Origin of the sequence: Halomarina pelagica (genome assembly GCF_024228315.1) — an archaeon.
Lineage (GTDB): Archaea > Halobacteriota > Halobacteria > Halobacteriales > Haloarculaceae > Halomarina > Halomarina pelagica.
This window is the reverse complement of the sequence record NZ_CP100454.1, coordinates 889644-901929: the sequence shown is the minus strand read 5'-3', so window position 1 is coordinate 901929 and position 12286 is coordinate 889644. Positions and strand designations below refer to the sequence as shown.

Sequence of the window (12286 nt, the reverse complement as noted above, 5' to 3'; positions counted from 1 at the left end):
CCCGATGGAGGTCGTGGACTAGCGTTATCCGGATGCGACTCCTTCCCACCGATATGGAAGCGATCTCCTCCCGTCGGCTGCCCGACCTCCGGTCGATCGTGGGCCTCCTCGTCGCCGTCCTCGTCTGCGAACTCGTCGGCATCACCGCCGCGGTGTTCACGCAGACCGGCCTCAGTACGTGGTACCAGTCGCTCGTCCGCCCCGACCTCGCCCCGCCGAACTGGGTGTTCGGGCCGGTCTGGACGACGCTGTACGCGCTGATGGGCGCGGCCGTCTGGCTCGCCTGGCGCAACGGGCGCGGTCGCGCGCGGACCGTCGCGGTCGGCCTGTTCGCCCTCCAGCTCGCGCTCAACTTCGCCTGGTCGTTCGTCTTCTTCGGCGCGGGGGAGATCCTCGGCGCGCTCGCCGTCATCGTCGCCCTGCTGCTCGCCATCGTCGCCACGATGGGCGCGTTCTGGCGCATCGACCGCCGCGCGACCTACCTCATGGTCCCCTACCTCGCGTGGGTCGCGTTCGCCACGTACCTGAACTACGGGTTCTGGGTGCTGAACTGACGCTAGGAGGGGCGTGATCGTCTCGACAACACTCGTGCGCTACGAACACCACTGAGGATAGCTCGAACGCCCTCGGGCGCTACGAAATCCTTCAAGACTCCCCCGAACGCCCTCAACACGCTGTGAACGGTATCGAGAGCACCTCGAAAGCCCTCGCGGTCTCGGGTCGTGCGCCACACGCTGCGCTCCTCACCTCGCTCGCGCCGCTCGCTCGGCTCCGGTGCTTGCGGTGTCGGACTTCCCCGAGACCGCTCGCCCTTTCAGTCCGCCAGGCTGCCTACCCGACTCCGTCGGGCGCGCATAGAAGCGCGCCCAGCCGCGTGGCCGAGAGGGCGTCTCGTCGCCCGATCCGGGGGACGGCAGGCGTACTGTGCGGGACGGCGAGGTGCGGTCGCCTGGCGTCTCCGTGAGCGAGCCGTCAGGCGAGCGAGCGGGGGCTCAGGAACCGAGTAGGATGAGTCTCCTGGTGGACTGAAAGGGCGAGGGCGGAGGCCAGCGAGACGAGCGACGCGAGTCTCGCGAGGCACGAACCCGTAAGCACCGCAGGCGAGCGACCGGAGTTCCCGCGAGTGAAGTGAGCGGGAGCACGCTGGACGAGCGCAGCGAGTCCAGCGGTGGGAGCGAGCCGAGGAGCGCAGCGTGGTTCGCGCGAGTCGTCCGCCCGAGGGCTTTCGAGGTGGTCACTGTCTCTCCGATTGTACACGAAAAAAATTCCAGACGTCTATACGAAACCAAATCCCTCGTACTCCACCAAGATAACCGAAAGCCAGAACTCGATCTCAGTCCTCACCCTCTAACGCCGACGAGGCGAGCAACGCCTCCAGCTGCACCTGCTGACGTGGACCGTTTTACCGCTCGGGTGTCCTCGCTTCGCTGCGGCCGCCACTCGCGGTAAAACCCTCCACGAAAAAGAGACGCGACGGAGTCACGTCCGAACGCCGCTCGAAGCGCGGCGTTGCCGGTCCTACGAAGCGTCGTTACTCGTTCTCTAACGCCAACGAGGCGAGCAACGCCTCCAGTTGCACCTGCTCGTTCGCGCCCACCGTGATGCGGTAGTCGGCCTCCCCGATGCGGTCCATCAGGCGCACGGCCTCGCGATCGGACAGGCCGAACTCCCACACCGAGCGGTGGAGCTGGTCGATGACGTCGCCCCCGGCGATCCCCTCCTCGGTGAGCAGGGTGTCGAGCTTCGAGCGGGCGGCGATGAAGTCGCCGTCGAGGGCCGTGCGGACCATCTCCTCGATCACCTCCGGGCGGGCGGTGGAGGTGATGGCGAAGACGGCCTCCTCGTCGACCGTCCCGCCGAGCACGCTCGCCGCCTGCAACCCGTTTATGGCCTTTCGCATGTCGCCCGCGGCGGCGTAGACGAGCGCGTCGAGGCCGTCCTCGGTCACCTCGATGCCCTCGTTCTCGGCGATGACGCGGAGCTGACCCGCGATCGCCTCGTCGGCCAGCGGCGCGAACCGGAAGACCGCACACCGGGACTGGATCGGGTCGATGATCCGACTCGAGTAGTTACACGAGAGGATGAAACGCGTGTTGTTGGAGAACTGCTCCATCGTGCGCCGGAGCGCGGACTGGGCGTCGCTCGTGAGCGCGTCCGCCTCGTCGAGGAAGATAACGCGGTAGTCGTGCCCGCCGAACGACGAGCGCGCGAAGTTCTTGATTCGGTCGCGCACCACGTCGATGCCGCGCTCGTCGGAGGCGTTCAGTTCGAGGAAGTTCTCCCGCCAGTCGTCGCCGTAGATCTCCTTGGCGATGGCCGTGGCCGACGTCGTCTTCCCTACACCCGCCGGGCCAGAGAAAAGAAGGTGCGGCAGGTCGTCCTTCGCGATGTAGCTCTGCAGTCGGCTGACGATCTCCTCCTGGCCGAAGACCTCGTCGAGCGACTGCGGCCGATACTTCTCGATCCAGACCTCGCGCCCGCGCTCCTGCGGTTCGGCCTCGCTCATACCGACACCAGTCCCCCTCGTCACTTAACTACCGCGAGAGCAGTGCGACCGACGGCGGTTCGCTGCGATCCGTCCTACCCCCGATCCGCCCGGATCGAGCGTCCCCCGACCCGACTCTCTCCTCGCGGGACCCGTGTCCACGTTTAATACCGTTGACACTCTTAGAGCTACCGTCATGCACCACCTCTCACAGAGACGGACAGCGGCGGTGCTCCTCGCGCTCGTCGTCCTGCTGGCGGGGCTCCCCGGCCTCGCCGCGGCCGAAACCCGGACCGGCGGCTCCGTCGTCGTCGCAGAGGGCGAGGTCGTCCGGGGCGACCTCGACGTCTTCGCCGGGTCGGCGGTCGTCCGCGGCACCGTCACCGGTGACGTGAACGCCTTCGCCGGGTCGGTCCTGATCGACGGCGAGGTCGGCGGCGACGTGAACGCCTTCGCGGGTACCGTCGACCTCGGCCCGAACGCGGTCGTCGGCGGGAACCTCGACGCGGCCGGCGGGGAGGTGACCGTCGCCGGGCGAGTCGCCGGCGACGCGACCGTCGGCGCGGAGACGATCCGCCTGACAGAGGGCGCGGTCATCGGCGGCAACCTGGAGTACGACGGCACGCTCGAACGCGCAGAGGGTGCGAGCGTCGGTGGGACCGTCACGCAGACCGACGAGCCGAACGTCGACGCGGGGCCCGTCGATCCGCGGGCATTCGGTACGGCCGGCGCGGTCTACGCGTTCTTCGCGTCGCTGCTGCTCGGTGCGGTCCTGCTGCTCGTCCTGCCCGGAATCTCCGATCGAGTCGCGGCGACCGCCGTGGCCGAACCCCTCCGATCGGGCGGTACGGGGCTGCTCGCGCTTATCGCGGTTCCCGTCGTCCTCGTCCTGTTCGCCGTCACCGTCGTCGGCATCCCGATCACGATCCTGGGGGCGCTGCTGTTCGCGTTCGCCGTCTGGATCGGAAGCGTCTACGGTCGCGTGGCCGTCGGCGCGTGGCTGCTGCGGTACGCCGACGTGGAGAACCGCTGGGCGGCGCTGCTCGTCGGGTTCGTCGTCGTCGGCCTGCTGACGCTCGTGCCCGTCCTCGGCGGCATCGTTCGGGCGGTCGTCGCGCTGCTCGGGCTGGGCGCGCTCGCGCTCGTCGCCTACGCCGCCTACCGCGGTCGCGGCGAGGAACGCGAGGCGACCGGCCCACCGGCGGAGCCGGAGGGCGAGGAGCGCCCCGGCGCAGTCTGAAACCGAGCGCCGAACGGCGAGAGGACCTCGACAGGCTGAAAGCCCGTTCTCCCCTCCCTCGGATATGCGCGTTACCGTCGAGGTCGTCGGGGAGGGGACCCACGCCGTCGAACTGGACGATCCCACGGAATCCACCTACGGCGACCTCCTGTGCGAGGTCGGACTGAACCACCACGAGGCGTCAGTGCTGGTCGACGGTCGACCCGTGCCCGAGGACGCCCCCGTCGAGGCCGAGTCGGTGCGGGTGCTGCGGCTCATCAAGGGCGGGTGAGCGCCGTGGTGAACGTGGGGGTACGGACGGCGCGACCCGACGATCACCTCGCCGTGCGGCGCGTGCTCGACGCGGCGCTCCTGGAGGTCGGCGACGTGGCGACGGCGATCGACCGCGGCGAGGTGCTGGTCGCCGTCGAGGCGGGGCGAGAGTGCCGGGCGACCGAGACGGAGCGGGTGCTCGGCGCGCTCGTGCTCGACGGCGACCGCGTCGAGGCGGTGGCCGTACGGCGACGGCGGCGCGGACGGGGGATCGGAACGGCGCTGGTCGAGGCGGCGAGCGAGCGCCGCGGGCGGCTGACCGCCGACTTCCGAGCGGAGGTGCGACCGTTCTACGAGACGCTCGGCTTCGCCGTCGAGGAGCGCGACGGCCGGCTGTGGGGCGTCCGCGGCGAGGACGAGGCGGGCGAAAGCGAACGCGAAGCGTGAAGGGCGAACAGGCGGCACGGTCGCTCCACGGGCCGCTGTGCCGCGCAACCGCAGGACGACCCGTGGCGGGAGTCAGCGCACGGGGACGCTGGTCCCGCCCTCCGATAAAAAGGTTCGCAGAGTTGGGGGGCGGAGAGGGAGGGGAGAGACGGTGCTCAGATCCGGGGGTCGACGAGGTCGCGTCCGGCCGCGAGCAACTCCTCCACCCGCTCGGCGCTGGTGGCCTCCGCGTAGACGCGGAGCTTCGGCTCCGTGCCGCTCGGACGGACGAGGAGCCACGTCCCGTCCTCCAGGAAGACCTTGAACCCGTCCTCGGTACCGACGTCGACGACGTCGACGCCCGCCACCGTCTCCGGGAGATCCCCGTCGAGCGAGTCGAGGACGGCCGCTTTCCGGTCTTCGGGACAGTCGAGGCTCGTGCGCCCCTGGTGGATCTCGCCGTACTCGGCCTCGATTGCGTCGGCGCGCTCGTCGAGCGGCCGCTCCGCGTGCGCGGCGGCGAGCACGAGCGCCAGGAGGACGCCGTCCTTGTTGCGGAGGTGCTCGGTGATGCCGAAGCCGCCCGACTCCTCCCCGCCGACGAGCGCGTCGTGCTCGCGCATCGCCTCGGCGACCCACTTGAATCCGACGGGCACCTCCACGGCCGCCTCGCCGTGGGCGGCCGCGAGCTTGTCGACGACGAACGTCGTCGAGACGGTGCGCACGGCGGGTCCCTCGCCGGATTCGAGGAGGTAGTCGTAGAGCACCGCGTAGAGGAGGTTCGGATCGAGGTACCCCCGCCCCGGCGTGACGACCGCCAGGCGGTCCGCGTCGCCGTCGTTGGCGAACCCTAGGTCCGCGCCGCCCTCGGTGACCCGCTCGACGAGCGACTGGAGCCGTTCGGCCGTCGGCTCCGGGGGGGTGCCGCCGAACTCCGGGTCGCGCTCCGTCCGGAGGGACTCGACCGTCGCGCCGGCGGCTTCGAGGAGGTCGTCGGTGACGCCGCGGCCGCTCCCGTGCATCGCGTCGTAGGCGATCCGGATACCCGAGACGTCCGGGTTGTCGGTGAACGCGAGCGCGTGCTGACAGTAGGCGGTCGTGAACGTGTCCTCGCGCACGGTGCCGCGCTCGGCTGCGGGGCGTGCCGTCGGCTCCGCGAGGCGCGCTTCGAGGTCGCCGGTCACGTCCGGGAGTGCAGGCGCGCCCGCGCTCGGGAGGAACTTCACGCCGTTGTACTCCGGCGGGTTGTGGCTCGCGGTGATCACGAGGCCGCCGTCGAGACCGCGGTCGCGGACGGTCCACGCGAGCACCGGCGTCGGGCAGTCCCGCTCGCTCACGAGGACGTCGAACCCGTTGTCCGCGAGCACCTCGGCGACCGCGTCGGCGAACCCGCGCGACGTGTCGCGGGCGTCGTAGCCGACGGCGACGGTCCCCTCCCGCCCATCGGCGTGGAGGTGATCTGCGACCGCCTGCCCGACCATCCGGACGCGGGGCTCGGTGAACGTCTCGAGGGTCGCCCGCCAGCCGTCGGTGCCGAACGAGATGTGCTCCATACGTGAGGCGCGACGGCGGAGAGTAAAAAACCAACAGGCCCCGTGCCTCGAGGGGACGAGAGGCGACGGGAACGGGTCACCCGACGAGGCGCTCCTTGCGGGCGCGAGAGAACCGTTTGATCTCGTACTCGCGGGACATCGCCGCGGATTTACTCCCGTGCGTCTCCACGTGGACGACCTCGAGCGGTCCCCGACCGCGGGTGTACTTCGCGCCCCGCCCCGCCCGGTGCTCGCGCAGGCGGCGCTCGACGTCGGTCGTGTAGCCGGTGTAGAGCGTCCCGTCGCCGCAGCGCAGCACGTAGACGTAGTGGCAGTCGGTCATGGGGCGAAAGTGGGCTTCGCGTGGTGGTTACGCCACGGTCCGATGGTCCATCGCCATCACGGGTCACGGGCGCGGTCTCGAGAGGCCTCCGCGATGCCGGCGTTCGCCGAACAACTCGGACACGCGAGGATCCGGTCGTATTCGTCGGCGAAGACGCGCGCGAAGCGCTCCGAGACGTGCGCCTTACAGTGGTCGCACTTGGCCATTGCTCTACCGACAAGCGACGTGTCGGCACGGGTCGGTACTCACTCGGCGATAATATACTCTCGTCATTAGACCATCGGGTTGGGGAGAGAAATTAACTGCCCTCCCCGGTTCGGGCCGCGTCGATCCCCCGGGCGACGAGCGTCGCCTGTACGCCGGCGGCGAACCCGGCGTCGATGTTGACCACCGCGATCGGCGCGCAGGACTGGAGCATCCCCGCGAGCGCCGCCTCGCCCTCGCCGCCGTAGCCGTACCCCGTCGACACGGGGACGCCGATGAGGGGGACGTCGACCAGTCCGGCGAGCACCGTCGGGAGCGCGCCCTCGCGCCCCGCCGCGACGACGAGCGCGTCCTGCGCGCGCAGCGTCTCCAGTTGATCGACCAGTCGAGCGAGTCCCGCGACTCCCACGTCGTCGATCCGCGTCACCGACACCCCGGACTCCCGGAGAACGACCGCCGCCTCCCCCGCCGGCATCGCATCGGAGGTGCCGGCGGTGACGACGCCCACGCGCGCGTCGAGCGACGGCGGTTCGTACGCCGATCCGTGGACCACGACGGTGCGCGCGCGGTCGTCTGCGGTGACGGTCGCCTCGGGGAACGCCTCGTCGACGCGGGAGCGGACAGCGTCGACGGTCCGCTCGTCGGACCGTGTGACGAGCGCGTGACCCGTCGTCTCCACGGCGAGCGAGACGAGTTCCGCCACCTCCTCCGGCGTCTTTCCAGCGGCGAGGATGCCCTCGGGAACGCCGACGCGGTCGGTACGGGCGGCGTCGAAGCGCCCCGCTTCACCGGTCACGTACCCGACGGCTTCGGCCTCGGCGGCGTCGACCGAGAGGTCCCCGGCCGCGACCGCTTCCAGTAGTTCGCGCATACGGCCGCCTCCGCGCCCGAGCCTCACGTACCCATCGAATCGGCACCATTTACCTCACGTCACCGCACCTCGCGACTTTCTCTCATGAATCTATCGGCCTGAAAAGCCCGAGAACCCCGCCGAGAGGGGCCAATATTGAGAAAGTTTATAAAGTATGTCCGAGAACGGGCCTCTTGCATGGCAGACCTAATCGTCAAAGCGGCCGTTAAGGACTCGCTGCAGGACATGAACGTCGCCTCGGACTTCTACGACGCGCTCGATCAGGAAGTCCAGGAACTGCTCGACGACGCTGCACGTCGTGCATCCGAGAACGACCGAAAGACCGTCCAGCCCCGCGACCTGTAAGGCAGACGGGCTGACGGCTTCACGTTCCTCTTTGTTTTTCGCTCGCGAGTGATTACGCCGGCGTGCGCCGCTCGCCGCGGCTCAGAACCGCTCGACCGAGACGCCCGTCTCGCTCCCGACGTGCACCTCGTCCGCGAGACCGACGAACAGCCCGTGTTCGACGACGCCGGGCACCGCGGAGAGCGTCGCCGCGAGGTCGGCGGGCGCGTCGATCCGCCCGAACGCGCAGTCGAGCACGAGGTTGCCGTTCTCCGTGACGACGGGCCCGTCCTTGCGGTTGGCGTCGCGGAGCGTCGGATCGCCGCCGAGGTCGCGAACCCGCGCCTCGGCGACGGGGACGGCGTCGGGGAGCACCTCCACGGGGACGGGGCGGTCGAGCGCGTCGGCGCGCTTCGTCTCGTCGGCGACGACGACGAACCGGGCGGCGCTCGCGTCGATCACCTTCTCGCGCGCGTGGGCGGCCCCGCCTCCCTTCACGAGGTCGCCGCCCGCGAACTGGTCCGCCCCGTCGATGGCGAGATCCGGCGTCGCGTCCGCCAGGGCGACGACCGGGACGCCGACCTCGCGGGCGAGCGCGCCCGACTGGTAGGACGTGGGGACGCCCCGAACGTCCAGGCCCTCGGCGACGGCCTCACCCAGTGCGCGGATCGCGTGGGCGGTCGTGCTCCCGGTCCCGAGTCCGACGACTGCGCCGTCCTCGACGAGTTCGGCGGCGGACTCGCCGGCCCGACGCTTCGCCTCGTCGCTCCCGTCCGTTGCCTTCATGCGCGGGGGTTCAGCGAGGGGGGACAAAAGCGCGTTCCTCCGATCCCCGGGCGATCCGGTGTCCGGGGAAGATCGGCGGAGCAGTCCGATCCGGGCGGTCCGGACCGGAATCCGACCGGGGCAAGTCGAGTCGGTCGGACGGGAACGATCGAATCGAATCGAATCGAATCGAATCGATCCAGCCCAGGTAGGACGAGTCGAATCAGACCGAGCCGGATCGGTGTGTCTCCGTTTGTGTCGGGTCGGCTCGGGTCGGGTCGGAGCAGGTCGGGAGCCGGCGCGGTCGCAGTAGCTATTATCCAGGTCGCTCTCTGCTGAGATATGTTCGGCACCAGCGGTATTCGAGGACCGGTCGGTGACGTCGTGACGGCGGAACTCGCGCTCACCGTCGGGCGCGCGGTGGGCGTCGACGCGGAGCGCGTCGTCGTCGGTCGCGATCCACGGGAGAGCGGCCGCCTGCTCGTCGACGCCCTCTCCGCGGGCCTGCGCGAGGTGGGGACGGACGTGATCGACCTCGGCGGCGCGGCGACGCCGACGGTCGCCCGGGGCGTCGGGTGGTACGACGCCGACGCGGGCGTCGCGGTCACCGCGAGCCACAACCCCGCGGAGGACAACGGGCTTAAGCTCTGGCAACCGAGCGGGCAGGCGTTCGACGAGGACATGCGCGCGACCGTCGAGGAGCGCGTCCGCGCCGACGAGGTCGACCTCCGGGCGTGGGACGGACAGGGAACGCGAACCGCCGTGTCCGACGCCGACGCACGACACGTCGAGGCGCTCTCCGACGCGGTCTCGATCGAGACGCCGCTGTCGGTCGTCGTCGACCTCGGCAACGGCGCGGGCGGCGTCACGATCGACGCGCTGCTCGAGCAGGGCTGTTCCGTCGAGACGCTCAACGCCCAGCCGGACGGGCGCTTCCCCGGTCGGCCGAGCGAACCCAACGAGGAGACGCTCACCTCGCTGTGCGCGCTCGTGGGGGCGACCGACGCCGACCTCGGCGTCGCCCACGACGGGGACGCAGACCGCATGGTCGCGGTTGACGAGACGGGGACCTTCGTCCCGAAGGACGCCCTGCTCGCGCTGCTGGCGGTCGAGAGCGCCGCGCCGGGCGAGCGCGTGGCCTTCCCCGTCGACACCAGCCTGGCGGTCGAGGACTACCTCGCCGAGCACGACGTGGGCGTGGAGCGTACGCCCGTGGGCGACGTCTACGTCGCCGAGGCCCTCGGCGGCGACGTGACCTTCGGCGGCGAGCCCAGCGGGGCGTGGATCTGGGCGGAGCAGACGCTCTGTCCCGACGGTCCGCTCGCCGCCCTCCGCCTCGCGGAACTGGCCGCCGAGCGCCCCCTGAGCGAGCGCGTCGCGGACGTCCCCAGCTACCCGATCCGCCGGGCGAGCGTCGAGGTCGCGGACAAGCGGGCGACGATGGACGACGTCCGCGAGCGGGTGACGGCCCGCTACGACGACGTGACGACGCTCGACGGCGTGCGCGTCGACCTCGGGGACGCCTGGTTCCTCCTCCGGGCCAGCGGGACCCAGCCGCTGGTGCGCGTCACTGCCGAGGCCCGCGACGAGGAACGGACGGAGGAGGTCTTCGAGGAGGCGAGGGAACTGCTCTAACGGGACGTCAGGCGCGACGGGTGGACCGGGCCTCGCGGACGCCCGCACCCTCGCGGATCTTGTCCTCGCAGTTGGGGCAGACCCGCGGGTTCTCGACACCGTCCGGGGTGAAGACTCGCGCGTACGCAGTCGTCACGAAGGAACCGCAGTTCTGGCATTCCGGCATACGTACAGGTACGAACGCCTCCACTATAACGATGGGGTGTTCCCGCAACGCGATCGTCGCCCGAGACCTCCACGCCCGGCGGAGAAGCGGGGCACCGCGAACGCCCGGTGACCGGTGGTCGGTGGCGTCCTCGCACGTCGCACGCGGTGCACGTCGGACGCGAGGGCGGCGGACGTAAGGACGGTGGGCGCAAGGACGGAGTACTGATGTGTCCACCTCGGAAAGGGGGAGCATGGACGTGGTCGTGTTCGGCGCGGGGAGCCTCGGGAGCCTCGTCGGCGGGCTACTCGCACGCGAGCACCGCGTGACGCTGGTCGGACGCGACCCGCACGTCCAACGGGTCAGGGACGCCGGCCTCCGGATCGAGGGGGCCGTCGAGGCGAGCGTCTCCCCCGCGGCCGACACGAGTCCGCCCCGGCGGGCCGACCTCGCCGTCGTGACGGTGAAGGCGTTCGACACCGACGACGCCGGACGTGCGCTCGCCGCCTGCGACCTCGGCGGCGCGCTCTCACTCCAGAACGGCCTCGGCAACGAGGAGACGCTCGCCGAGCACCTCGACGCGCCCGTCCTCGCCGGGACGTGCACCTACGGCGCGCGCCTCCTCGAATCCGGCCGGGTCGAGTGCACCGGGGTCGGCGAGATCGTCCTCGGCCCTCGCGAGGGGGGGCGCTCCGCGCTCGCCGATCGGGTCGGGAAGGCGTTCGAGCGGGCGGGACTCGTCACGGTCGTCGCCGACGACATGCCGCGACGTCAGTGGGAAAAGCTCGCGGTGAACGCCGGCATCAACGCCCCGACCGCGCTCGCCCGGATTCCCAACGGCGCGCTGCTGGACGGTCCCGCCCGCGAGGCGATGCGAACGGCCGCCCGCGAGGTCGCCCGGGCGGCCCGTCGGCGGGGCGTCGACCTCGCGGACGAGACGGCCGTCGCGAGCGTCGAGCGCGTCGCGGCGGACACCGCGGGAAACGCCTCCTCGATGCTCCAGGACGTCGAGCGCGGACGACGGACGGAGGTCGATCACATCAACGGGGTCGTCGCCGGGGTCGACGCGCCCGTGAACGCGACGCTCGCGGCGCTCGTGCGGGCGTGGGAGCGGGAGCGCGGACTGCGGTAGCCGGAGCTTACCGGCGAGAAAAACGCGAGAAGGTGAGAACCGGTCGTTTAGAACGGGGCCTTTGGTCCCTCGTCGTCGTCGCTGTCGAGGTCGCCCCCCCGCGACTCGCCGGGGAACGACGGGGACGTGCCGCCCATGCCGCCTCCGCCGCCCATCCCGGTGTCGGCGTGGACCTGGGTGATCTCGGGGATCTCCTTCGTCATGCGGGTCTTGATCGCCTGGATCGTCATGGGCGAGATGCCACAACCGCTGCAGGCCCCGCCGAGCTGGAGGGAGACCGACCCCGACTCCACGTCGAGGTTCGTGATGGCCGCGCTCCCCCCGTGCATCTGAATCTGCGGGAAGTTGCGCCGCAGGAAGTTCGTTACCTCCTCGCGCAGGTCGTCCTCGGTCTTGGCGGATTCCGTGCTCATACCTCTCCGTATCGGGTCTATCGCCTTAGGGCTTTGGACCGCGACGGCCGTCCCGCGCTATCGCTCCTCGAGTCCGAACACCCGCCGGAGCTGCGCACGCAGTTCCTCGACGTAGCGGTCGAGGACGGCGTCGAGGCGGTCGGGCTCGACGACGACCCCGTGCACGCGATCGTGAGGGTTCGGCGGGAGTTCGATGCGGAACTCGCCGTCCCGGTAGAACGGTTCGGACTCGTTCAGGATCTGCTGGTCGATCGCGTGGACGAGCGTCGAGTCGTACTCCTCGTTCATCACGTCGAACGCCCGCTTGTACGCCTCCTGCAACTCCGTCATGTAGTGGACGTACTTGTCCTCGAACCGCTCCGGGTCGAACTCGGTCATGGCGGATGGTCGTCCGGAGAGGGATAAAAACCGGGCGGTCGCCCGCTGTGTATCGTATGTCGCTATAGGAAATCCCCCAGTCGGAGTCCCACAGTTTCGGAGGGTAAGGCCCTGATGCGCGCCTACCGGCGAGATATGTGG

General features: G+C 70.4%; 16 protein-coding genes. 7 read left to right on the top strand and 9 right to left on the bottom strand.

Annotated elements, in window-relative coordinates; all coding sequences use genetic code 11:
• Positions 1-53 precede the first annotated feature (53 nt).
• Entirely contained in the window at positions 54-554 is a 501-nt protein-coding gene (locus tag NKI68_RS04785; protein ID WP_254545556.1) for a TspO/MBR family protein, read from the top strand.
• A gap of 977 nt (positions 555-1531) precedes the next feature.
• Here the strand turns inward: NKI68_RS04785 and NKI68_RS04780 are convergent.
• On the bottom strand, positions 1532-2506 hold the full coding sequence (locus NKI68_RS04780) for a replication factor C small subunit (protein WP_254545555.1): 975 nt from the start codon (positions 2504-2506) through the stop codon (positions 1532-1534).
• 175 nt (positions 2507-2681) lie between these two features.
• On the opposite strand from NKI68_RS04780, the gene NKI68_RS04775 reads away from it, so the two are divergent.
• The 3 genes from NKI68_RS04775 to NKI68_RS04765 all read left to right on the top strand — a co-directional run bounded on the left by NKI68_RS04775 (position 2682) and on the right by NKI68_RS04765 (position 4424).
• On the top strand, positions 2682-3725 hold the full coding sequence (locus NKI68_RS04775) for a bactofilin family protein (RefSeq protein WP_254545554.1): 1044 nt from the start codon (positions 2682-2684) through the stop codon (positions 3723-3725).
• A gap of 64 nt (positions 3726-3789) precedes the next feature.
• On the top strand, positions 3790-3996 hold the full coding sequence (samp2, locus tag NKI68_RS04770; RefSeq protein WP_254545553.1) for a ubiquitin-like small modifier protein SAMP2: 207 nt from the start codon (positions 3790-3792) through the stop codon (positions 3994-3996).
• Positions 3997-4004: 8 nt separating this feature from the next.
• Positions 4005-4424 carry a GNAT family N-acetyltransferase gene (locus NKI68_RS04765; protein WP_368410929.1) on the top strand — a complete coding sequence of 140 codons (420 nt, stop codon included), beginning with the start codon at positions 4005-4007 and terminating at the stop codon, positions 4422-4424.
• Positions 4425-4579: 155 nt separating this feature from the next.
• On the opposite strand, the gene NKI68_RS04760 is transcribed toward NKI68_RS04765, so the two are convergent.
• The 4 genes from NKI68_RS04760 to larB all read right to left on the bottom strand — a co-directional run bounded on the left by NKI68_RS04760 (position 4580) and on the right by larB (position 7353).
• On the bottom strand, positions 4580-5956 hold the full coding sequence (locus NKI68_RS04760) for a phosphoglucomutase/phosphomannomutase family protein (protein WP_254545552.1): 1377 nt from the start codon (positions 5954-5956) through the stop codon (positions 4580-4582).
• A gap of 76 nt (positions 5957-6032) precedes the next feature.
• Complete coding sequence (locus NKI68_RS04755; protein WP_254545551.1) at positions 6033-6278, bottom strand: GIY-YIG nuclease family protein; 246 nt, start codon at positions 6276-6278, stop codon at positions 6033-6035.
• Positions 6279-6334: 56 nt separating this feature from the next.
• Positions 6335-6484, bottom strand: coding sequence for a DUF7563 family protein (locus NKI68_RS23915; protein WP_438267799.1), 150 nt, complete (start codon positions 6482-6484; stop codon positions 6335-6337).
• A 92-nt stretch (positions 6485-6576) separates the two neighbouring features.
• On the bottom strand, positions 6577-7353 hold the full coding sequence (gene larB, locus NKI68_RS04750) for a nickel pincer cofactor biosynthesis protein LarB (protein WP_254545550.1): 777 nt from the start codon (positions 7351-7353) through the stop codon (positions 6577-6579).
• 177 nt (positions 7354-7530) lie between these two features.
• On the opposite strand from larB, the gene NKI68_RS04745 reads away from it, so the two are divergent.
• A complete protein-coding gene (locus tag NKI68_RS04745; protein WP_254545549.1) occupies positions 7531-7698 on the top strand; it encodes a DUF1931 domain-containing protein in 168 nt (55 codons plus the stop codon).
• An 81-nt stretch (positions 7699-7779) separates the two neighbouring features.
• Here NKI68_RS04745 and rpiA read toward each other — a convergent pair whose 3' ends face one another.
• On the bottom strand, positions 7780-8463 hold the full coding sequence (gene rpiA, locus NKI68_RS04740; RefSeq protein WP_254545548.1) for a ribose-5-phosphate isomerase RpiA: 684 nt from the start codon (positions 8461-8463) through the stop codon (positions 7780-7782).
• 321 nt (positions 8464-8784) lie between these two features.
• Here rpiA and glmM point away from each other — a divergent pair, with 321 nt between their 5' ends.
• Positions 8785-10077 carry a phosphoglucosamine mutase gene (gene glmM / locus NKI68_RS04735; RefSeq protein ID WP_254545547.1) on the top strand — a complete coding sequence of 431 codons (1293 nt, stop codon included), beginning with the start codon at positions 8785-8787 and terminating at the stop codon, positions 10075-10077.
• Positions 10078-10084: 7 nt separating this feature from the next.
• On the opposite strand, the gene NKI68_RS04730 is transcribed toward glmM, so the two are convergent.
• Positions 10085-10243 (bottom strand): DUF7563 family protein, encoded by a 159-nt coding sequence (locus NKI68_RS04730; protein ID WP_254545546.1) that lies wholly within the window; start codon positions 10241-10243, stop codon positions 10085-10087.
• Between the two features lie 232 nt (positions 10244-10475).
• Between NKI68_RS04730 and NKI68_RS04725 the strand changes: the two genes are divergently transcribed.
• Positions 10476-11354: a ketopantoate reductase family protein gene (locus NKI68_RS04725; protein WP_254545545.1), complete on the top strand. Its 879-nt coding sequence runs from the start codon at positions 10476-10478 to the stop codon at positions 11352-11354.
• Positions 11355-11401: 47 nt separating this feature from the next.
• On the opposite strand, the gene NKI68_RS04720 is transcribed toward NKI68_RS04725, so the two are convergent.
• Entirely contained in the window at positions 11402-11767 is a 366-nt protein-coding gene (locus NKI68_RS04720) for a NifU family protein (protein ID WP_254545544.1), read from the bottom strand.
• Positions 11768-11824: 57 nt separating this feature from the next.
• A complete protein-coding gene (locus tag NKI68_RS04715; protein WP_254545543.1) occupies positions 11825-12145 on the bottom strand; it encodes a DUF5783 family protein in 321 nt (106 codons plus the stop codon).
• Positions 12146-12286 lie beyond the last annotated feature (141 nt).

What these genes read in the sequence shown, in the direction of transcription:
- NKI68_RS04720 (WP_254545544.1), bottom strand. Translation starts at nt 11,767, where the DNA reads ATGAGCACGGAATCCGCCAAGACCGAGGACGACCTGCGCGAGGAGGTA.
- NKI68_RS04730 (WP_254545546.1), bottom strand. Translation starts at nt 10,243, where the DNA reads ATGCCGGAATGCCAGAACTGCGGTTCCTTCGTGACGACTGCGTACGCG.
- NKI68_RS04775 (WP_254545554.1), top strand. Translation starts at nt 2,682, where the DNA reads ATGCACCACCTCTCACAGAGACGGACAGCGGCGGTGCTCCTCGCGCTC.
- NKI68_RS04715 (WP_254545543.1), bottom strand. Translation starts at nt 12,145, where the DNA reads ATGACCGAGTTCGACCCGGAGCGGTTCGAGGACAAGTACGTCCACTAC.
- NKI68_RS04760 (WP_254545552.1), bottom strand. Translation starts at nt 5,956, where the DNA reads ATGGAGCACATCTCGTTCGGCACCGACGGCTGGCGGGCGACCCTCGAG.
- NKI68_RS04780 (WP_254545555.1), bottom strand. Translation starts at nt 2,506, where the DNA reads ATGAGCGAGGCCGAACCGCAGGAGCGCGGGCGCGAGGTCTGGATCGAG.
- NKI68_RS04785 (WP_254545556.1), top strand. Translation starts at nt 54, where the DNA reads ATGGAAGCGATCTCCTCCCGTCGGCTGCCCGACCTCCGGTCGATCGTG.
- NKI68_RS04725 (WP_254545545.1), top strand. Translation starts at nt 10,476, where the DNA reads ATGGACGTGGTCGTGTTCGGCGCGGGGAGCCTCGGGAGCCTCGTCGGC.
- samp2 (WP_254545553.1), top strand. Translation starts at nt 3,790, where the DNA reads ATGCGCGTTACCGTCGAGGTCGTCGGGGAGGGGACCCACGCCGTCGAA.
- NKI68_RS04745 (WP_254545549.1), top strand. Translation starts at nt 7,531, where the DNA reads ATGGCAGACCTAATCGTCAAAGCGGCCGTTAAGGACTCGCTGCAGGAC.
- NKI68_RS04755 (WP_254545551.1), bottom strand. Translation starts at nt 6,278, where the DNA reads ATGACCGACTGCCACTACGTCTACGTGCTGCGCTGCGGCGACGGGACG.
- glmM (WP_254545547.1), top strand. Translation starts at nt 8,785, where the DNA reads ATGTTCGGCACCAGCGGTATTCGAGGACCGGTCGGTGACGTCGTGACG.
- rpiA (WP_254545548.1), bottom strand. Translation starts at nt 8,463, where the DNA reads ATGAAGGCAACGGACGGGAGCGACGAGGCGAAGCGTCGGGCCGGCGAG.
- larB (WP_254545550.1), bottom strand. Translation starts at nt 7,353, where the DNA reads ATGCGCGAACTACTGGAAGCGGTCGCGGCCGGGGACCTCTCGGTCGAC.
- NKI68_RS23915 (WP_438267799.1), bottom strand. Translation starts at nt 6,484, where the DNA reads ATGGCCAAGTGCGACCACTGTAAGGCGCACGTCTCGGAGCGCTTCGCG.